Source organism: Kribbella orskensis (genome assembly GCF_004342085.1).
GTDB lineage: Bacteria > Actinomycetota > Actinomycetes > Propionibacteriales > Kribbellaceae > Kribbella > Kribbella orskensis.
Genome location: NZ_SLWM01000005.1, coordinates 369941 through 387627 on the forward strand (window position 1 = coordinate 369941; position 17687 = coordinate 387627).

Here is a 17687-nt window from a genome sequence, read left to right on the forward strand (position 1 = left end):
GACCACGGGAGTGTGGATGCGGTTTCCGAAGGACGTACCGGTACTGACCGACCAGGGGATCCGGCTGCGCGCACCGCGGCTGGAGGACGTCGAGGCGATGGTGGAGATGTACCGCGACCCGGACACGCAGTACTGGAGTGGCAGTCCGCCCACCGACGACCGCGAGGAAGCCGAGCTGGATGTCACCGAGCGGATCCCGAAGGGCTGGCGGGTGGGCACTCGCCGAACCTGGGTGATCGAGTACGGCGGTGAATACGCCGGGGCGATCACGCTCAGCGGCGGGGAGAGCGGTGTCGGCTCGGTGGGGTTCACCGGCCACCCGGCTTACCGCGGCAAGGGGCTCGCCACACGCGCGGTCCGGCTGGTCCTCGCCCACGCCTTCGACGACCTCGGCTGGCACCGGGTCACCTGGTGCGCCTTCGTAGGCAACTGGGCAGCCCGCAGGGTCGCCTGGCGGACGGGATTCCGCAACTTCTTCACGACCCACGGCGCTGGGCCGGCCGACGGCGAACGCCGCGACGAGTGGATCGCGTCGATCGGCCGGGACGACGAGCGCGAGCCGCAGAACCACTGGTGGCAGGTGCCGGTGATCGAGACCGAGCGCTTCCGGCTGCGCGAGTACCGGGACAGCGATGTGGAGCGCGCGGCCGAGATGAGCAACGACGAGCGCACCCTGCACTGGCTCGCGAACCTCCCGAAGCCGTTCGGCCGGCAGGACGCTGAGCAGTACCTCGCGCGCGGTCGGGAGGGCCAGGCCAGCGGCGAACGGGTGGGCTGGGTGGTGGCGGATCCCGACACCGACGAGCTACTCGGCGATGTCGGCGTGTTCGGTCTGCACAGCAGGTCCGACCAGACCAGCGGGGAGCTCGGCTACAGCGCGCATCCCGAGGCGAGAGGCCGCGGTCTGATCACGGCCGCCGTGGGCCGGGTGATCGAGCAGGCGTTCCTGCCGATCGACGAGGGCGGACTAGGGCGACTGCGGCTGGAAATCCGTGCAGCCAAAGGGAATTTGGCCTCGATTCAAGTTGCCGAGGCCAACGGCTTCACCCGGGCGGGGGTGCTCCGGGCCGCGGATCACCGACGAGACGGGAGCTACGACGACCTGGTGATCTTCGACCTGCTGATCAGTGACCGCGGCTGAGGAACAGTTTCAGCGCGAACCCGGTCTTCCAGGTCCGGTGGGAGCTCGGCCCAGATGTCGGGTCGGCTCAGCAGGTCCTCGAGGTCGTCCATCTACCTCACCCGTTTGCCTTGTGGGCTGATCGCGTGCCAGGTCCCCTTGACGCCCTCGCCCAGCACGTCACCGGGCTTGGTGTCCTTGGCGAACCGGTACAGCGGCCAGCCGCCGAGTGTCGCCTGCACATCCTTGTCCGGGCGGACGACCGTGCCGACCCTTGCCTCGCTCACGCCGGCACCGGCGCGCACCCCTGCCTTGGTGACGTAGACCGGCTTCCAGGCGGCCAGGCAGGTCTTGCTCACGCACACGGACCTCGGTGGATCGGTGCTGTCGAGGACCGACAGGTAGAGGGTGAACCCATCTGCGTCGACCGCTGTCGGCCCGAGCTTCGTAGTACTGGCTTTGATCACCACAGGACCGGCCGGCTGGTCTGCCGGAGTGGCAGGTGCTGACGGCTTCGGTGTAGCTGAGGGTTTGGCTGTCGGCGGCGGTTGACTGGCTGCGGGAGCCGGGGCCGGTGCAGGCGCAGGGGCTGTCGTGGCGATGTTGCCGACGACCGGGCTCAGTGCCGCCACGGCGACGGTCGCGCCGATCACCCAGAGCATCGTGGGCAGGCTCTTCAACATGGCGAACCCCTATGCCTGGAAGACCGCGCCATCGCGCTGCTGCACCGCTACTGGAGGCAGCGGATCCTTGGCCGGCCCAGCCACCCGTTCGCCCGTCGCGGCGTCGAACTTGCTGCCGTGGCACGGGCAGTCGATCGTGCCGCCGCCCACGCCGGTCACCACGCAGCCCTGATGCGTGCAGGTCGCCGAGAACGCCGAGACCTTGCCACTCGCGTCCTTGGTCAGCACCACGTTCTGTTCCGTCAGGATGACCCCGCCGCCCGCCGGGATGTCCGCCAACTTCGCGAGTGGCGTTTTGCCCGGATCGGCGCTTGCCGTCCCCTGTGAGGCAGGCGCCGATCCGGCCGGCGAGGGCGGAGCGGTGGTGGCGGGCTGGGCGGGTTGGCTGGGAGGGGTGCTCGCGGCCGGCGGAGCCGCCTGCTGCACGATGCACCCGGTCAGTACCGCGGTCGCGGCGGCGCCTCCGGCCAGCAACACCGTCCGGCGTTCCACCACGCTCTTGTTTTCGGTCATAGGTCTGGCTCCTGTTCGCGAGGGTCAGCGCAGCGGAACGCCGGGTTGGGCGAAGTACCAGAGCGCGGCTGTTGCCCAGGCTCCGACCAACAGGGCGAACAGCAGCCCGCCGGCGATCGGCAGAGCCCAGCCAGGCATCCGGTTGGCCCGTAGCGCGAGCATCTTGGTCGTGAACGCCCCGTAGAAGGCACACCCGAACAAGGAGTGCAGCGTGGTCCTGGTGTCGAAGGTGCTGAATCCCAAGCTCCACAGGCAGTGGTAGGCCACCGGCAGTGTCGCGACGAACGCCACGGCACCACTCCACCGGTGCGCCTGCGACAACGCCGGAGGCGCCTTCCGCTTGACCGGCAGCCGCCCGTACATCCACATGGCCGACACGACCTGGAAGATCCCCAGTGCCACGGCCGCCGTACCCAGCCAGGCCTTCATCGGGGTCAGCCCGGTGAAGCCGACCAGCAGGGCCAGCGGCCTCCCTGTCGGAGTGTGCGTCCGCCCGTAGTACCCCAGCGACAAGGACACCAACGCACCCACCACCGCGAACACCAGGAGCAACGCGATCCCCTTGCGCGCGGGACCCTTGCCCGCAGTACCGGCCGGGTCCTGGCCCGTCGAGCCCTGACCCGGCGGCTCTGTCACCAGGCCCCCGGTCGCGTCCGCGTCCGCATTCATCGCGGTTCCACCCCTCCGCAGCGACAACTTGTTGAGCCCTATACGTGGCTCACGACCCCTTGGTTCAACGCCCCCAGGTCCAGCCTCCGCCGCGTGTCCCCTTCCTCGGCTCCACTCTGGCGGCTCCACCCACCCCCGGCAACCGTCCAGCCGCCCTTTCCTCCCGCTCTTGGTCAGGGTTGACCTAGACAGCGGTCTAGCTCCTAGGTTCGGGACTCCACGACCTGAACCTAGGAGCCACACCCATGCGCTACCGCACACTCGGCGGGACCGGTATCGAGGTGAGCGTGCACTGCCTCGGCACGATGATGTTCGGCACGGTCGGCAACCCCGACCACACCGACAGTGCCCGAATCATCCACGCCGCCCTCGATCAGGGCATCAACTTCGTCGACACCGCCGACATGTACTCCGCGGGCGAGTCCGAGCAGATCGTCGGCAAGGCCCTCAAGGGCGCGCGTGACGACGTCGTCCTCGCCACCAAGGTGCACTTCGCGATGGGCGAGGGCCCGAACCGCGGCGGCAACTCGCGGCGCTGGATCACCCACGAAGTCGAGCAGAGCCTGCGCCGCCTGGATACCGACTGGATCGACATCTACCAGGTGCACCGGCCGGACCACACCACCGACATCGAGGAAACCCTGTCGGTGCTGACGGATCTGGTCGGTCAGGGCAAGATCCGCGCCTTCGGCTGCTCGACCTTCCCGGCCGAGGAGATCGTCGAGGCGTACCACGTGTCCGAGCGCCGCGGCCTCGGCAAGTTCCGCACCGAGCAGCCGCCCTACTCGCTGATCTCGCGGGGCATCGAGCGCTCGCTGCTGCCGACCTGCCGGCGGCTGGGGATGGGGGTGCTGACCTGGAGCCCGCTCGCGTCGGGATTCCTGTCCGGCAAGGTGCGCAAGAACCAGCCCGTCGACCTCAGCACCGGCCGCGCCGCGCTGACGCCGTTCCGCTTCGACCCGTCGATCCCGTCCAACGCGGCCAAGTTCGACGCCCTCGAGCAGCTGGTGGAAGTTGCCGACGGCATCGGTTGCTCGTTGCCCGAACTCGCGCTCGCCTTCGTCGTCTCGCACCCGGCGGTCACCTCGGTGATCAGCGGACCGCGCACGATGGAGCAACTGGAAGGTCTCCTCAAGCGAGCCGACCTCACCCTCGATGACGAAATCCTCGACCGCATCGACGAGATCGTCCCACCCGGCACCGACCTCTACCACCCCGACGGCGCCTGGCAACCCGCCAGCCTCACCGACCCCACCAACCGCCGCCGCCCCCTCGCCGACCGCTCCGCCGCCTGACCCAGGCCGCGCAGTCTGTGGGGTTATCGACCAAGGTGCAGAGTGGCCCCCGGATTCTCGGGGGCCACCCCGCCTCTGCGGAGTCACGACAGTTGGCCGATCCTCCCGGGACGACTCGTTGGCGTGGCAGAAGCGCCCGCCGCGTGGATCTCCTTGGTGAGATCGAGGATCTCGCTGGACAGGCGGAGCAGCCTCTCGTTCTGTTGCTCCTCCTCCTGGACTGTCCGCCAGGCCTCGTCCGCGATCACTTGGCGCTTCTCGTCGGCGCGGTTCTGGCTGATCATGACGAAGGTCGACAGGAAGATGGCCTCCAGCGACACGATCATCGTCAGCAGTCCGAAGGGGTAATCCTCGACCCCGAGGGCGATCCACATGCTGAACCAGATGGCATGGATGTATACGAACTTCATCGAGCCTGTGAACAGCGTGATCTGGTCGGCAACCCGGTTCTCCCCGCGCTTGCTGCGCTCGCGGAGATGCCGCACCAGCGCCGGGCTGCCCGCTTCCGGGTGGGTCATCGCAAACTTCCTTTGGCTGATGCCGCCGCGGGCAGGTCATTGACCGTTCCTGCCCGCGGCAACGGGCGTGCTGCAAGGAGGACTGGGGGCTTGCTGACCATCAGTCCGACTGGACGACTACGAGTTGACTTCGGCCTTCGCCAGCTGGTCTGCGTAGGCGCGGGCGTGGATTGCGTCGAGGACGGTCAGATGCGCGTTCTCGACCGCCCAGTTGGCGAAGTCGAGAGATTCGGCCGCGTCGGTTTCCGCCCAGTCCGCGTCCTTCGCCGCGACCTTGGCATCGACGTGGCGGGCGCGCTTGTCGGCGTTTGCCTTGGCGTCGCTCATCTTGGCCGCGGTGTCAGCCTTCAGTTGCGCCCATTTCGCCCGAGCACTGTCGGCGGTCTGCGAGACCTCCTGCTGTGCATTCTGGACCGACTGGTCCAAGTCGGCCTGAGCCCGATCGATCCGCTCCTTGAGCTTCGCATCGGACTCGGTCGCGGCCGCCTGCACCGCCGACCTGGCCGTCTCGACCCGCTTCTGTAGATCATCCAGCCGCGTTGAGAAGTTCGTGTGCTGAGTCATGCGCTTCCACCTGTCTTGGATTCCGGCCTGGCAAGGGCCATTTGTTATGTACCTATAACACTGACGATATCGTCAGTTCTGCAGACCTGGCAAGGGTCATGGCGAAGATCTGACGAAATCTTCAGTCTGCCGCCTCACGACGAGCGGCCGTCAGATGTGAGAGAGCCGCCTGCGGGGGGCCCTTCTGGAGCACCATCACCTGCGTTGTCCGCGATGGGCGAGACATGCGGCTACGACGGAGGTCGGGTAGGCGAACCGAAACCGGCCAGAGTCTGGCACCGGGTCGACTCAGGCCACCGACGTCAGGGTCCGAGTGGTCGCGGCAGCTCGTGCCCGACCAGCGGCCGGCGAGCTGGCCCGCCGAGTCAGCCGCAATCACGCCCAGCCCGGAGGTGACTTCGCCGCGGTGCGGCTGCCGCGGGACGCGCTACTGATCGATTCTCGCCAAACGCTGGGCAGAAGCGATCTGTCAGGCCGCCGAGCCGTTGCCGGGGACGGCGTCGATCTCCGGCAGCGGGAGCGTGCAGATCCGCCGTGCCGATCGCCGCGGTACGCCGAACATGCGCAGCAGGTCCTCGGTCACCCGGTCGGTAGTCTCCTCGACGTCGCGGTCCGGCTGGTCGTGCAGCAGGTGACCGAGGGCGAGCAGGGCTCCGGCAGACATCGTGACGGCGACGTCGAGGTCCTCGACGTCGAAGCGGCCGGCATCCACGGCGGCCGCGATGTCCCGCCGGACGCGTGGCGCCAGGCCGTTGTCGGCGCTGAGCAACCGCAGCATGTTGTTGAGAAGGACGCGGCTGAGTTCCGGCTCCCTGCGGTGCAGCCGCCCAGTGAGCCGGAAGCTGCAGGCGAACACCTCCGCGGGGTCCTCGATGCCGGCCGTCAATTTGTCGAGCAGCTGACCGTAGGCGTCCATCACTGCCTCGACAGCCGCCTCGAACAGTTGCTCCTTGGTCTCGAAGTGGTTGTAGAAGGAGCCCAGCCCGACGTCGGCGGCCTGGGTGATCTCCAGGATCGGCACGTTCGTCCTGCCCTCGGCGATGAGCGTCTGCGCAGCCCGGATGAGAGCCGCTCGCGTCTGGGCCTTGCGCCGGCCCAGGCGGTTGGCCTGCTGCGTGGGTGCGTTGCTCAAGACCGCTCCTCTGCGTCTTCGTCCGGGGGTTCCGTGCGCCCATCCTAGCGTGGCCAGTCAGAAATGACGAAAACCTCAAAGAGCACTTGACTGAGCATATACTCATAAGTGACGATTCCGTCATCCACTATCCAAGGAGCGGCAATGAGCGGTCACCACGGGACGCACAACGACCTGCACAGCGAGCATGGTGCGCTGCCCGCCGAGCACCCGGGACGTGCGAAGAACCCCGTCGTCAAGGTGCTCGACCTGGCCTGGCTCGAGTTCGTCAAGCCCGACCTGGTCGCCTCGGAGCGCTTCGCGCACGCGTTCGGGTTCACCACGGTGAGCCGGACGGCGGACGAGCTGCAGCTCCGCGGGACCGCGCGCCCTGTGTGATCGTCCGGCGTGGTCCGCGCTCGAGGTATCTCGGTGCGGCCTTCCGGGCCGCGGACTCCACCGACGTGGCGCGGCTCGCCGACGCCAGCGGGACGAAGGTCCGAAAGCTGCCGGAGCATCTGGGCGGTGTCACTGCGGACCTGACCGACCCGGGTGGGGTCATGGTCCGGGTTGTCGCCGACACCCACGAGCTCCCGACACTGCCGCCCCAGCCGACGCAGGTGTTCAACTGGGGGCACGATGTGCATCGCGCCAACTCCACGCAGCGCCCGCCGCGTGCCCCCGCGAAGATCCTGCGGTTGGGCCACGTCGTGCTCCAGACAACGAGGTACGTCGAGTCCCTGAACTGGTACCTGGAGCACCTCGGTCTCATCGTCAGCGACTTCAAGTACTTCGAGGGGCAGCGCGAGCGTGGCCCCACGATGAGCTTCATCCGCTGCGACCGCGGCATGACTCCCACCGACCACCACACGCTGGCGATGATGCTCGGTCCCAGCAACCGGTACGTGCACTCGGCGTACCAGGTGGGAGACCTCGACGCGATGGCCGCCGGTGGCGCGTACCTCCGCGAGCTCGGCTTCCACCGCTCTTGGGGGATCGGTCGTCACGTGGAGGGTAGCCAGATCTTCGACTACTGGCGCGACCCGGACGGGCTCCTGGTCGAGCACTTCGCGGACGGTGACCTGTTCGACAGCACCCTGGAGCCTGGTTGGTCGCCGATGACGGCGTCCGGGCTGGCCCAGTGGGGACCGCAGGCCACCAAGGACTTCCTGGGTCTCACACCAGGACGAGACGCGTTGCGCGAGCTGGTGTCGATGGCTCGCTCACTTCGCGAAGAAAACGAGTTCGACCTGACCCGCCTGCGCGGCCTCCTGAAAGTGACGAGTTCATGAGCATCACGATCCTTCGTACGCCCGACGCCTGGTGGGTCCGCACTCCCGGCGGCGCCGCACGCATCGACACCGAAGCCACGACCACCAGCGGGCTGCTCGCCGAGCACGAGCAGATCGAGGCCGCCCGCGGTGGTCGGACGACCGTCGACCCGGCCACCCTCGACCTGGCGTCCCCTGTTACGGCGCCGTGCCGGGTGGTGGCGCAGATGACGAACTTCGCCAGCCATGTGAAGGACTCAGGACTCGACCCGGACACCATCCCGCTCACGTTCTTCCGCAAGACGTCGGGCTCGCTCAGCGGTCCCTTTGACGACATCGTCCGCCCCGGTCACGTGCGCTACCTGGACTACGAGGTCGAGATCGGCCTGGTGATCGGCCGGGAGCTGCCGGTCGGCACACAGGTCACCGCGGACAACTGGACCTCGTTCGTGGCCGGCCTGGTGGTGACCAACGACGTCTCGGCCCGAGACGTGCAGCTGCCGAAGACCCAGTTCTTCGAGTCCAAGTCGTACCCGACCTTCACGCCGGTCGGGCCGTCGCTGGTCCTGCTCGACGACGACGAGCTCAAGCGGTTCGGCGACCTGCGCCTGCGCCTCTGGGTCAACGGCGAGCTGCGCCAGGAGTCGGTGGTCGACGACGACATGATCTACTCACCGCTCGAGGCTCTGCAGGCGCTGAGCCGGTTCCAGCGGCTGGACGCCGGTGACCTGCTCCTCACCGGGACCCCGGAAGGCACCGCCCTCAGCGCACCGCCGAAGCCGGTCGAGGTCATCGCCGCGTTCCTGCCCCCCGCGCTGAAATGGAAGATCTTCTTCCGGCGGCAGGCCCAGAACCCCAAGTACCTCAAGCACGGCGACGTCGTCGAGGTCGCCGTCGGCACCGACGACGGTGCGATCGACCTCGGCCGGCAGCGCACCGTCGTGAGGACAGCCTGATGGGCGACCTGCTCTGGCCGACGTACGACGGGCCCGGCGACGTCGCCGCGATCGAGGCCGTGCCGCTCGCCGACCGTGGCCTTCCGGGTACGACGTACGAGCTCCTCGTGCGGGCCGCCGGCCTCTGGCCGGACCGCGTCGCCCTGTCCGTGCTCCCGGACGGCGAACGGTGGGAGCAGCAGGCGGAGCGAACGTACGCCGAGCTGCTGATGGACGTGCATCGCTACGCCAACGTGCTCCACACGCTTGGAGTGCGTCGAAGCGACGGGGTCGCCCTCTTCGCCCCGAACTGCGACGAGCTCGTCACCGCAACCCTGGCCGCCCAGCTCGCCGGGATCGCGGCGCCGATCAACACCGGGCTCTCCGCGGAGCACATCGCCAAGCTCCTGCGCAGGTCGGGCGCCCGGGTCCTCGTGGCTGCCGGTCCCGAACTCGCACTGGAGGTGTGGGAGAGCGCCCGGCAGCTCGCCGTCGAGGCCGGCATGGAAGCCCTCCTCGCCCTGGGTCCGACGCGGGCCGCGCCGGCCGAGGCAGAGCTACATCCGCTAGAGATGGTACGCATCGGCGACCTGTCCGCCCTCGCGGCGGAGCAGCCACACGACGCCTTCGTGGGTGAAACACCCTCGGCCACCGACCTCGCTGCTCTCTTCCACACCGGCGGCACGACCGGCACGCCGAAAGTCGCCACACACACCCACGCCAACGAGGTCAGCGACGCCTGGATGATCGCTGCCGGCAACCTGCTGCACGACGATGCAGTGGTGTTCGCGGCCCTGCCGCTCTTCCACGTCAACGCACTCCTCGTGACCGTTCTGGCCCCGCTGTTCAGGGGCCTCCAGGTCATCTGGGCAGGCCCCGAGGGCTACCGCGACCAAGCGCTCCACACGCACTTCTGGAAGCTCGTCGAGCGCTACGGGGTCACCACGATGAGCGCCGTGCCCACCGTGTACTCCGTCCTGGCCGGCTATCCCATCGACGCCGACATCAGCAGCCTCCGCTTCGCCGTCGTCGGCGCTTCACCCCTTCCGCAGGCAGTCCGGGACGGCTTTGAATCCGCCACCGGCATCCGGCTGGTCGAGGGCTACGGCCTCACCGAGGCCACGTGCGTCAGCGCACTGAGCTTTCCCCACCATCCGCGTCCCGGGTCCGTAGGCCGGCGCCTGCCGTACCAGCACGTTCGGGCGGTCCAGATCACCGCCGATGGTGAGTGGGTCGACCTGCCTGCCGGTCAGGTCGGGGTGCTCGCCATCAGCGGGCCGACCGTGTTCCCCGGCTACGTCACCGGCAGGACTCCCGACGGGCCTGCGCTGGACGGCATGGGCAAGCTGCGCGACGGCTGGCTGGACACCGGGGACCTGGCCTGGGTCGACCCGGACGGCTTCATCCACCTCGCCGGCCGAGCCAAGGATCTGATCATCCGCGGCGGTCACAACATCGACCCGGCGGTCATCGAGAGCGTGCTGCTGGCACACCCGGCGGTCGCGGCCGCGCAGGCGGTGGGTCGTCCGGACCTGCACGCCGGCGAAGTGCCCGTCGCATTCGTCACGCTCACCCCCAGCACCAGCGCGACCCCCGAGGAACTACGTGCCTGGGCCGGCGACCACGTGCCCGAGCAGGCGGCGGCGCCCAAGGCCGTCACCGTGCTGGACGCACTCCCCGTCACCCTCGTCGGCAAGCCGTTCAAACCCGCCTTGCGCGCCAAGGCCACCCGAGACGCCGTCGCCGACGCGCTCCGCGACATCCCCTCGGTCACCGGAGTCCGAGCAACGGCGGAGGACGGCGCGGTCCTCGTCGTGGTCGGTCTCGCCCACGGCGCCGACGAGGCCCCGATCAGGAAAACACTCGACCGCTTCGCCATCACCTGGAGATTGGAACTGTCATGAACCCCACATCGATTCTTGCGGGCATCCTCGTCGTAGCCTTCGCGGCCCTCGGCTCCGCCAAGCTCGCCGCCGTACCCGCCATGCGTGCAAAGGCCGAACACGTGGGCTTCAGCGTCGCGGCCTACCGACGGATCGGCCTTCTCGAGGTCCTCGCCGTCGTCGGCCTGCTCGTCGGCGCGTTCGTCCCGGTGATCGGCGCCCTGGCCGCCGCGGGACTCCTGATGCTCCTCGGTGGAGCAGTCGTGGCACACCTCCGCAACGGCGACCGCGCGCGTGTGATCGCACCGGCTGTGGTCCTCAGCCTGGTGACGCTCAGCTTCCTCCTTCTCGTGGTCGCAGACCTGCGATGAACCGTTCTCAGCGGACCAGCGCCGACCCGGTACCCGTCGTCATCGTGGGGGCCGGCCCCGTCGGCGTCACCGCCGCCACCCTTCTCGGTCAGTACGGCGTCGACTGCCTCGTCCTGGATCGCTGGGACGGTGTCTACCCCCAGCCGCGGGCCGTCCACCTCGACGACGAGACCTACCGGATCCTCGTGCGACTCGGCATAGCGAAGCAGTTCGCAGCGGTGTCCCGGCCTACTCGAGGACTGCAACTGATCGACCGGAACCACCGGGTGTTCGCGGTGCTCGACCGGGCCGACGGCCACAGCCGGCACGGGCACCCCAAGGCGAACATGTTCGACCAGCCCGAGCTCGAGCACCTGATGCGCACCAACCTCGAGGACCAGACCACAGTCAGCCTGCGCGGGGATGTCGAAGTCACCGACGTTGCCCAGGACGGCCGGAATCGGGTCCGGGTGGACTTTACCGACCGGCTCACCGGCGAGCACGAGTCCGTGCTGGCCACCTACGTCCTGAGCTGCGACGGAGCCAACAGCGTGGTGCGCACGGCGATCGGCTCGACGATGGAGGATCTGAAGTTCGAGCAGCGCTGGCTTGTGGTCGACGTGGCCTGCACGGTCGAGCTCGACCAGTGGGAAGGCGTGCACCAGGTCTGCGACCCCGAGCGCGCGGCGACGTACATGCGCATCAGCGACGCCCGCTACCGCTGGGAGTTCCGGCTGCTGGCGGGCGAGACCGCCGCTGACTTCGAATCCATCCGAGCCCTCCAAACCCTCATCGGACCGTGGGTCGAGGGCATCCCCAGCGACCGGCTCGAGCTGGTGCGCGTCGCGGAGTACACCTTCCGGGCTCAGTTGGCGGACCGCTGGCGAGACGGCAATGTGTTCCTCCTCGGCGACGCCGCCCACCTCACGCCCCCCTTCATCGGACAGGGTTTGTGCGCTGGACTCCGCGACTCGATGAACCTCAGCTGGAAGATCGCGGGCGTCCTCTCCGGAGATCTGCCCGAGTCGGTGCTCGACACCTACGAGGTGGAGCGCAAGCCACACGCCCGGGCCCTCATCCAGCTCGCCAAGCTCGTCGGCGTGTCCATGACTCAGGGCGGCAGGGCGGGTGGCCTGCTCCGCGGCGCTATCGCCCCGCGGCTGCACTGGGTACCCGGCCTCCGCGCCCGCCTCCTCGACAGCGAGACCCCACCACTGCGCCGGTCCGATCTGGTGGATCGTCCTAGGCTCCGCAAGTCTCTCAACGGACGGCTGTGTCCGAACGCGCCCCTGACGAATGGCATCCGATACGACGAGGTGACCAGTCGCGGGTTCGTGTTCTTGAGCCGCGTACCGCTATCACCCGCGCAGCAGGCGGTGCTGGCGGGCCGCGGGACGGAGGTGCTCGAGGTGGCACCCGGCTCAGCCCTGTACAAGTGGCTCGCACACGGCAAGGCAGCGGCCGCACTGGTACGACCGGACTTGACGGTGCTGCGGGTCGGCCGCGACGTCGCAGCGCTCTGCGAAGCAGCACCGAGGTTCCTGGTTGCCTGACGGACGCGTCGTCAACAACCTCCCCGGTCACGACCAACCCCTCAGAGGCCGCCGTAGATCCTGGCCACCAGGTCGTGCAAGGTGGCGCGCTCGGTCGCCGACAAGGGGGCCAGCGTCGTTTCCTCGACCTCCTGTACGACGGATCGCCCGGTGGCGAGTGCTCGGCGGCCCTTGGCCGTCAAGGTGATCTGGTAGCGCCGGCGGTCGGCCGGATCGCGATCACGCGCCACCAGGCGGTCCTCGATCAGCTCGTCCATCAGCCGGACCATGTCGCTCGGGTCGATCCCCAGTCCCGCGGCGAGCGCGTGCTGCGCGGTGGGCCCGTGGTCGTCGAGCTCCGCCAGCGCGGCGAACTGCCACAGCGTGATCCCCGGCTTGTGCGCCAGCCGCTCCGCGATCACCCGGCGTCCCGCGACGGCCACCTTGTGCAGCACGAAGGTGGTGATCCCCGCGAGGGTCGACTCGTCCATCGACTTATTGTAGGCTCGAACCAATCGTTGGTGATTCCCCACTATCTTCGGAGCTGGAGATGGACGCGCTCTACCCGCGGCTGCTGGTCCGCGATTTCCCTGCCACCGTGGAGTTCTACCGCGGCGTGCTGGACGAACTGTTCGGCGTACAGCCGGTCAAGGTGATCGCCGAGGCGAGTTATGCGAACTGGGATCTCGAGGGACAGGCCGGGCTGGTCCTCTTCGGCAAGTCGATGATCGCCGGCACGGTCCGGACGGATTCGTTGCCTGCCGAGGCACCGGCCCAGGACAAGGCGATGCTGGTCTTCAAGGTCGCGGACGTCGACGCCGCGACGAAGACCTTCGAGAAGTTCGGCGCCAAGCTCGTGACGCAACCGCAGGACCGGCCGCAGTGGGGTCCGAACCTGCGCACCGCACACCTCCGCGACCCCGAAGGCACCCTGCTCGAGCTGCAGTCCTACTGAGTGACCAGGCTGTCGACGGGGAGACGGCGGGTCTCGGTGAGGAGGAGAGCGACCTCGTGAAGCCTGACGCTGTGCTCCTGCGAGTAGCGGCGCAGTACGCCGAACGCCTGCCGGCCGTCGATCCCGAGCCGCTCCATCAGGATTCCCTGCGCCTGGCCGACCAGTTTGTGCGCGTCGGCCGCCTGCCAGAGGGATGCCTGGTCCTGTGCACTGGCCACCGCGACCGAAGCGTGCTGGGCCAGCACGTACGCCACTTCCTCGTCCGCCGGCTGGAAGGCGTGCGGCCGCCGGTCGAACAACTGCAGGACCCCGAGCGTGCCGCCGTTCACGGCGAGCCGCACGGTCAGCACGCTGCGCAGCCCCAGTTGGGCGATCCCGGTCGACCACGCCGGCCAGCGGATCTCCTGGCAACTGTCCGGCACCAGCAGGAACTCGGCACCGTCGGCGATCATCGCGTACGCCGGACCGACACCGGTGTCGAGTTGCAGCTGGTCCGACAGTTCGATCAGCGGGTCGGTCGCCGCGGCCGTCCGCAGGATCCCACTGCCGCCGGCCAGCACCAGCCCGGCGTACCCGCAGCCGACGGCACTTAGAGCGAACTGCAACACGGCCTCGACCGTTTCGGTGACCCCGTGCTCACCGTGCAGTTCCTGAGCCAGCCGGGCGAAGGCCTCGGCAGTCGAACTGTCATCCCGCATTTCCGCGTACCTTTCTCGCCCTGCTCCGGCCCTCATGATGCCCCCGCGAACACCCCACCGCACAACTTCCTCCGCCGAACTTATGCAGCACGCTCGGTGGTGCCATGACTCCGGACTTTTCGATCGGGCTCGCCGGGGAACCGGGAAGCACGACCTTTCCCGACCGAGAAGAAGATGAGCTAGATGGAACTACCGCAGTCCATCCGCAATGCCGGCGAACCGTGGACCGACCGGGATCTGGCCCGCCTCGAGGAACTCGCGGCGGAGAACATCCCGCCGTCGGTGATCGGCCTCCGGCTGGGCCGGCCGGAAGAGGCCATCCAGTACAAGGCCACCCAGGCCGGCATCACCCTCAGCCCGGACAACAGACCGCCGTACGGCCTCTAGTGCCGTCGAGGGGCGCCGATCCGGCGATTTTGGGGGCGGGACGCGGTTAACTGGTGGGGCGAGAACCCCGAGCGCACCCGCCGAGGGCGCCGGGCCGGCCGGAGGAGGACCACCGATGAGCTTCGACAGACCTGGCATACCGCACCCTGGGCGCCCCGCCAACGAGCCCGATATCGACGAACTCTTCGAGGAGGAAGGCGTCGAGCTGGACAAGGACGGCGACCTGGACGGCCTGGACCACCCGGGCGCCAAGTCGGCCGGCCCCCAGCCGTACATCCCGCGTCACCCTGTCCACGAGGAACCACCGAGCGCCGAAGACTGAGCTGCCGAGACGCCGGCTTGGACTACCGTGTGCTGATCACCGATCCGCCGATCAGGGGTGGATCGGTCATCGGCGGACCAGTCATCGGCAGACGGGGAGGTGGCACGGCGTGGCTGTGACGATGCGGGATGTCGCGCTGCACGCCGGGGTGTCACCGAAGACGGTCTCGAATGTGATGAACGGGTACCCGTACATCCGCGAGGCGACCCGGCTGAAGGTGCTCGCCTCGATCGACGCCCTCGGCTACCAGATGAACCTGTCGGCCCGGAACCTGAAGTCCGGCCGGACCGGCATCATCGGCCTCGCCGTGCCCGAGCTGAGCCTGCCGTACTTCGCCGAGCTCGCCGACGCCGTCATCGACGCGGCCGAGGAGCACGGCCTGACGGTGATGATCGAGCAGACCGGCGCCGACCGGCAACGTGAACTGGCGGCGCTCGCCCGGCCGCGCGGCCACCTGGTCGACGGGTTGCTCTTCAGCCCGCTCGGTCTCGGCCACGACGACGCCGAGCACCTGCGCGTCTCGACCCCGATGGTGCTGCTCGGCGAACGGATCTTCCACGGGCCGGTGGACCACGTGATGATCGACAACGTCACCGGCACCCGCGCCGCGGTCCAGCACCTGATCGAGCTCGGCCGGCGCCGGATCGCCGTGATCGGCACCCATCCCGGCGAGGTCGTCGGCACCGCCGTCATCCGGTACGACGCGGCCGCGAGCGCGATGACGGAAGCCGGCCTCGAACCGGTGCGGCAGCTCGCCGTACCGGCCGGTCCCTGGCATCGGGCCAACGGCGCGGCGGCGATGGAGAACCTGCTGGCCACGGGCGAGAAGTTCGACGCCGTGCTGGGGCTGAACGACACCCTCGCGCTCGGCGCGATCCGAGTGCTGACCAAGCACGGGATCCGGATCCCCGACGACGTCGCGGTGGTCGGCTTCGACGACATCGACGAGGCCCGGTACAGCACCCCGACGCTGACCACGGTCGACCCGGGCCGCGCCCAGATCGCCACCACCGCGGTCGAACTGCTGGTCGACCGGATGAACGGCGACGACTCCGACCACCGCGAGATCGTCGCCCCCTACGAGCTCCACCGCCGCGAATCCACCCTCGGCTGACCCGGACCGCCACCCACCGAACGACGAGGTCTTGACGGTCCTCAGGTAGCCGGGCATCATCCTTCTACACCGATGTAGAAGTACGCACCGGAGCTCCTGACCAGGGAGCCGGTGCGGCGCTGGAGCCCGCTCTCGCCCACCCCACCGCCCCGGTCAATCACCTACGACAGGAGCCGCCTCGTGACCTCTGCCTCACTCGTCCTCGACCCCAGCTTCATCGTTGCCCCGGTCAACCGCCGGACGTTCGGCACCTTCGTGGAACACATGGGCCGCTGCGTCTACACCGGGATCTACGAGCCCGGCCACGCGACCGCCGACGAGGACGGCTTCCGCAAGGACGTGCTGGAGCTGACCCGTGAGCTCGGCGTCTCCCTGGTCCGGTACCCGGGCGGCAACTTCGTCTCCGGCTACCGCTGGGAGGACGGCGTCGGACCTCGGGAGGACCGGCCGCGGCGGCTCGAGCTCGCCTGGCACAGCATCGAGACGAACCAGTTCGGGCTCGACGAGTTCGCCCGCTGGTGTGCCAAGGCCGGGGTCGAACCGATGATGGCGATCAACCTCGGCACCCGCGGCGTACAGGAGGCGCTCGACCTGCAGGAGTACGCGAATCACCCGGGCGGAACCGCGTGGTCCGACCTGCGCGCCGAACATGGCGCCGGTTCGCCGTACGGGCTCAAGTTGTGGTGTCTGGGCAACGAGCTGGACGGGCCGTGGCAGATCGGGCACAAGACCGCCGCCGAGTACGGGCGGCTCGCGGCGGAGACCGCCCGGGCGATGCGGATGGTCGAGCCCGACCTGGAACTCGTTGCCTGTGGCTCCTCCGGCTCAGGGATGCCGACCTTCGGCAGCTGGGAGCGCGAGGTGCTGCGCGAGTGCTACGACCTGGTCGACCACATCTCCTGCCACGCGTACTACGGCGACGACAACGGCGACGTGGCGTCGTTCCTGGCCTCGGCCGTGGACATGGACCGCTTCATCGACTCGGTGGTCGCGAGTGCGGATCACGTCGGCGCGGAGCTGAAGAGCCGCAAGCGGATCGACATCTCCTTCGACGAGTGGAACGTCTGGTACAAGGACCGCTCGCGGCTGACCGACGGCCCCGGCGACCAGTGGGAGGTGGCGCCGCGGCGGATCGAGGACGAGTACAACCTCACCGATGCCGTTGTCGTCGGCAACCTGTTGATCTCGCTGCTCCGGCACAGCGACCGGGTCGCCGTCGCTTGCCTCGCGCAACTGGCGAACGTGATCGCCCCGATCATGACCGAGCCCGGCGGCCCGGCCTGGCGCCAGCCGACCTTCCACCCGTTCGCGATCACGTCCCGCCTCGCCGCCGGCTCCGTACTGCGGGTCGAGACGTCCTCACCGCTCGTCTCCACCGAGAAGTTCGGGGAGGTCCCGGCCGTCGACGCGGTCGCGACGTACGACGAGGGCAAGCTCGCGGTGTTCCTGGTCAACCGCTCGGTGGACGAGGCCGTCGAGGTCACCGTGGACACCAGCCGCACCCCGGTCGGCGAAGTACTGGAAGCACTGAGCGTGTACGGCGACGACCGGCTGGCCGTGAACTCCGCCCAACACCCCGACCGGGTGACCCCGCGGCCGAACGACTCGGTGAAGCTCGGGGACGGATCCTTGACCGTCACCCTGCCGCCGATCTCCTGGACCGCGCTGAGCCTGGGGTGACCTGAGGCCGGGCCGCTCCGCCGGATTCCACGTTCAGCCAGTGGCGAACGAGGATCGCGGGGCGCCCCCTGCGGTGCGACACTCGCG

Annotated in this window: 21 protein-coding genes; 13 read left to right on the forward strand and 8 right to left on the reverse strand. The window is 68.8% G+C overall.

Going from position 1 to position 17687, the window contains the following annotated elements:
* Positions 1 to 16 precede the first annotated feature (16 nt).
* On the forward strand, positions 17 to 1141 hold the full coding sequence (locus EV644_RS17155; RefSeq protein WP_132189257.1) for a GNAT family N-acetyltransferase: 1125 nt from the start codon (positions 17 to 19) through the stop codon (positions 1139 to 1141).
* 92 nt (positions 1142 to 1233) lie between these two features.
* On the opposite strand, the gene EV644_RS47525 is transcribed toward EV644_RS17155, so the two are convergent.
* The 3 genes from EV644_RS47525 to EV644_RS17170 are packed head-to-tail and all read right to left on the reverse strand — an operon-like array spanning position 1234 to position 2985.
* A complete protein-coding gene (locus tag EV644_RS47525; protein WP_132189258.1) occupies positions 1234 to 1803 on the reverse strand; it encodes a COG4315 family predicted lipoprotein in 570 nt (189 codons plus the stop codon).
* 9 nt (positions 1804 to 1812) lie between these two features.
* On the reverse strand, positions 1813 to 2316 hold the full coding sequence (locus EV644_RS17165; RefSeq protein ID WP_132189259.1) for a Rieske (2Fe-2S) protein: 504 nt from the start codon (positions 2314 to 2316) through the stop codon (positions 1813 to 1815).
* Between the two features lie 24 nt (positions 2317 to 2340).
* Positions 2341 to 2985: a DUF6529 family protein gene (locus tag EV644_RS17170; protein WP_241998277.1), complete on the reverse strand. Its 645-nt coding sequence runs from the start codon at positions 2983 to 2985 to the stop codon at positions 2341 to 2343.
* Positions 2986 to 3230: 245 nt separating this feature from the next.
* On the opposite strand from EV644_RS17170, the gene EV644_RS17175 reads away from it, so the two are divergent.
* Positions 3231 to 4280, forward strand: a complete 1050-nt coding sequence (locus EV644_RS17175) for an aldo/keto reductase (protein ID WP_132189260.1) — start codon at positions 3231 to 3233, stop codon at positions 4278 to 4280.
* 83 nt (positions 4281 to 4363) lie between these two features.
* Here EV644_RS17175 and EV644_RS17180 read toward each other — a convergent pair whose 3' ends face one another.
* The 3 genes from EV644_RS17180 to EV644_RS17190 all read right to left on the reverse strand — a co-directional run bounded on the left by EV644_RS17180 (position 4364) and on the right by EV644_RS17190 (position 6494).
* Complete coding sequence (locus EV644_RS17180; protein ID WP_132189261.1) at positions 4364 to 4798, reverse strand: DUF1003 domain-containing protein; 435 nt, start codon at positions 4796 to 4798, stop codon at positions 4364 to 4366.
* Positions 4799 to 4915: 117 nt separating this feature from the next.
* Positions 4916 to 5290 (reverse strand): hypothetical protein, encoded by a 375-nt coding sequence (locus EV644_RS17185; RefSeq protein WP_132189262.1) that lies wholly within the window; start codon positions 5288 to 5290, stop codon positions 4916 to 4918.
* 541 nt (positions 5291 to 5831) lie between these two features.
* Positions 5832 to 6494, reverse strand: a complete 663-nt coding sequence (locus tag EV644_RS17190; RefSeq protein ID WP_132189263.1) for a TetR/AcrR family transcriptional regulator — start codon at positions 6492 to 6494, stop codon at positions 5832 to 5834.
* Positions 6495 to 6638: 144 nt separating this feature from the next.
* Here EV644_RS17190 and EV644_RS46320 point away from each other — a divergent pair, with 144 nt between their 5' ends.
* From EV644_RS46320 to mhpA, 6 genes are read left to right on the forward strand one after another with little or no spacing between them, the layout of a single operon-like run.
* The gene (locus EV644_RS46320) at positions 6639 to 6872 is read left to right on the forward strand and encodes a VOC family protein (protein ID WP_241998279.1); all 234 of its coding nucleotides are present in this window, start codon (positions 6639 to 6641) and stop codon (positions 6870 to 6872) included.
* Positions 6869 to 7765, forward strand: a complete 897-nt coding sequence (locus EV644_RS17195) for a VOC family protein (RefSeq protein ID WP_241998281.1) — start codon at positions 6869 to 6871, stop codon at positions 7763 to 7765. Before EV644_RS46320 ends, EV644_RS17195 begins: the two co-directional genes overlap by 4 nt.
* Positions 7762 to 8700 (forward strand): fumarylacetoacetate hydrolase family protein, encoded by a 939-nt coding sequence (locus tag EV644_RS17200; RefSeq protein ID WP_132189264.1) that lies wholly within the window; start codon positions 7762 to 7764, stop codon positions 8698 to 8700. Before EV644_RS17195 ends, EV644_RS17200 begins: the two co-directional genes overlap by 4 nt.
* A complete protein-coding gene (locus tag EV644_RS17205; RefSeq protein WP_132189265.1) occupies positions 8700 to 10583 on the forward strand; it encodes an acyl-CoA synthetase in 1884 nt (627 codons plus the stop codon). The genes EV644_RS17200 and EV644_RS17205 overlap by 1 nt, the downstream gene beginning before the upstream one ends.
* Entirely contained in the window at positions 10580 to 10933 is a 354-nt protein-coding gene (locus EV644_RS17210; RefSeq protein ID WP_132189266.1) for a DoxX family protein, read from the forward strand. The genes EV644_RS17205 and EV644_RS17210 overlap by 4 nt, the downstream gene beginning before the upstream one ends.
* Positions 10930 to 12465 (forward strand): bifunctional 3-(3-hydroxy-phenyl)propionate/3-hydroxycinnamic acid hydroxylase MhpA, encoded by a 1536-nt coding sequence (gene mhpA / locus EV644_RS17215; protein ID WP_132189267.1) that lies wholly within the window; start codon positions 10930 to 10932, stop codon positions 12463 to 12465. The genes EV644_RS17210 and mhpA overlap by 4 nt, the downstream gene beginning before the upstream one ends.
* A 41-nt stretch (positions 12466 to 12506) precedes the next feature.
* Here mhpA and EV644_RS17220 read toward each other — a convergent pair whose 3' ends face one another.
* Positions 12507 to 12935 (reverse strand): MarR family winged helix-turn-helix transcriptional regulator, encoded by a 429-nt coding sequence (locus EV644_RS17220; RefSeq protein WP_132189268.1) that lies wholly within the window; start codon positions 12933 to 12935, stop codon positions 12507 to 12509.
* Positions 12936 to 12994: 59 nt separating this feature from the next.
* Between EV644_RS17220 and EV644_RS17225 the strand changes: the two genes are divergently transcribed.
* On the forward strand, positions 12995 to 13399 hold the full coding sequence (locus tag EV644_RS17225) for a VOC family protein (RefSeq protein ID WP_132189269.1): 405 nt from the start codon (positions 12995 to 12997) through the stop codon (positions 13397 to 13399).
* Here EV644_RS17225 and EV644_RS17230 read toward each other — a convergent pair.
* A complete protein-coding gene (locus tag EV644_RS17230) occupies positions 13393 to 14097 on the reverse strand; it encodes a GAF and ANTAR domain-containing protein (RefSeq protein WP_132189270.1) in 705 nt (234 codons plus the stop codon). The two genes, EV644_RS17225 and EV644_RS17230, sit on opposite strands and share 7 nt — an antisense overlap.
* 183 nt (positions 14098 to 14280) lie before the next feature.
* On the opposite strand from EV644_RS17230, the gene EV644_RS17235 reads away from it, so the two are divergent.
* The 4 genes from EV644_RS17235 (at position 14281) to arfA (ending at position 17600) form a co-directional block, all read left to right on the forward strand.
* Positions 14281 to 14484: a hypothetical protein gene (locus tag EV644_RS17235; RefSeq protein ID WP_132189271.1), complete on the forward strand. Its 204-nt coding sequence runs from the start codon at positions 14281 to 14283 to the stop codon at positions 14482 to 14484.
* A 115-nt stretch (positions 14485 to 14599) separates the two neighbouring features.
* Entirely contained in the window at positions 14600 to 14806 is a 207-nt protein-coding gene (locus EV644_RS17240) for a hypothetical protein (RefSeq protein WP_132189272.1), read from the forward strand.
* Positions 14807 to 14915: 109 nt separating this feature from the next.
* Positions 14916 to 15920, forward strand: coding sequence for a LacI family DNA-binding transcriptional regulator (locus EV644_RS17245; protein WP_199239865.1), 1005 nt, complete (start codon positions 14916 to 14918; stop codon positions 15918 to 15920).
* A 180-nt stretch (positions 15921 to 16100) separates the two neighbouring features.
* A complete protein-coding gene (gene arfA, locus EV644_RS17250; protein WP_132189273.1) occupies positions 16101 to 17600 on the forward strand; it encodes an arabinosylfuranosidase ArfA in 1500 nt (499 codons plus the stop codon).
* Positions 17601 to 17687 lie beyond the last annotated feature (87 nt).

What these genes read in the sequence shown, in the direction of transcription:
- EV644_RS17205 (WP_132189265.1), top strand. Translation starts at nt 8,700, where the DNA reads ATGGGCGACCTGCTCTGGCCGACGTACGACGGGCCCGGCGACGTCGCC.
- EV644_RS17175 (WP_132189260.1), top strand. Translation starts at nt 3,231, where the DNA reads ATGCGCTACCGCACACTCGGCGGGACCGGTATCGAGGTGAGCGTGCAC.
- EV644_RS17230 (WP_132189270.1), bottom strand. Translation starts at nt 14,097, where the DNA reads ATGCGGGATGACAGTTCGACTGCCGAGGCCTTCGCCCGGCTGGCTCAG.
- EV644_RS17235 (WP_132189271.1), top strand. Translation starts at nt 14,281, where the DNA reads ATGGAACTACCGCAGTCCATCCGCAATGCCGGCGAACCGTGGACCGAC.
- EV644_RS17155 (WP_132189257.1), top strand. Translation starts at nt 17, where the DNA reads ATGCGGTTTCCGAAGGACGTACCGGTACTGACCGACCAGGGGATCCGG.
- mhpA (WP_132189267.1), top strand. Translation starts at nt 10,930, where the DNA reads ATGAACCGTTCTCAGCGGACCAGCGCCGACCCGGTACCCGTCGTCATC.
- EV644_RS17200 (WP_132189264.1), top strand. Translation starts at nt 7,762, where the DNA reads ATGAGCATCACGATCCTTCGTACGCCCGACGCCTGGTGGGTCCGCACT.
- EV644_RS17225 (WP_132189269.1), top strand. Translation starts at nt 12,995, where the DNA reads ATGGACGCGCTCTACCCGCGGCTGCTGGTCCGCGATTTCCCTGCCACC.
- EV644_RS47525 (WP_132189258.1), bottom strand. Translation starts at nt 1,803, where the DNA reads ATGTTGAAGAGCCTGCCCACGATGCTCTGGGTGATCGGCGCGACCGTC.
- EV644_RS17240 (WP_132189272.1), top strand. Translation starts at nt 14,600, where the DNA reads ATGAGCTTCGACAGACCTGGCATACCGCACCCTGGGCGCCCCGCCAAC.
- EV644_RS17210 (WP_132189266.1), top strand. Translation starts at nt 10,580, where the DNA reads ATGAACCCCACATCGATTCTTGCGGGCATCCTCGTCGTAGCCTTCGCG.
- EV644_RS17170 (WP_241998277.1), bottom strand. Translation starts at nt 2,985, where the DNA reads ATGAATGCGGACGCGGACGCGACCGGGGGCCTGGTGACAGAGCCGCCG.
- EV644_RS17180 (WP_132189261.1), bottom strand. Translation starts at nt 4,798, where the DNA reads ATGACCCACCCGGAAGCGGGCAGCCCGGCGCTGGTGCGGCATCTCCGC.
- EV644_RS46320 (WP_241998279.1), top strand. Translation starts at nt 6,639, where the DNA reads ATGAGCGGTCACCACGGGACGCACAACGACCTGCACAGCGAGCATGGT.
- EV644_RS17220 (WP_132189268.1), bottom strand. Translation starts at nt 12,935, where the DNA reads ATGGACGAGTCGACCCTCGCGGGGATCACCACCTTCGTGCTGCACAAG.
- EV644_RS17165 (WP_132189259.1), bottom strand. Translation starts at nt 2,316, where the DNA reads ATGACCGAAAACAAGAGCGTGGTGGAACGCCGGACGGTGTTGCTGGCC.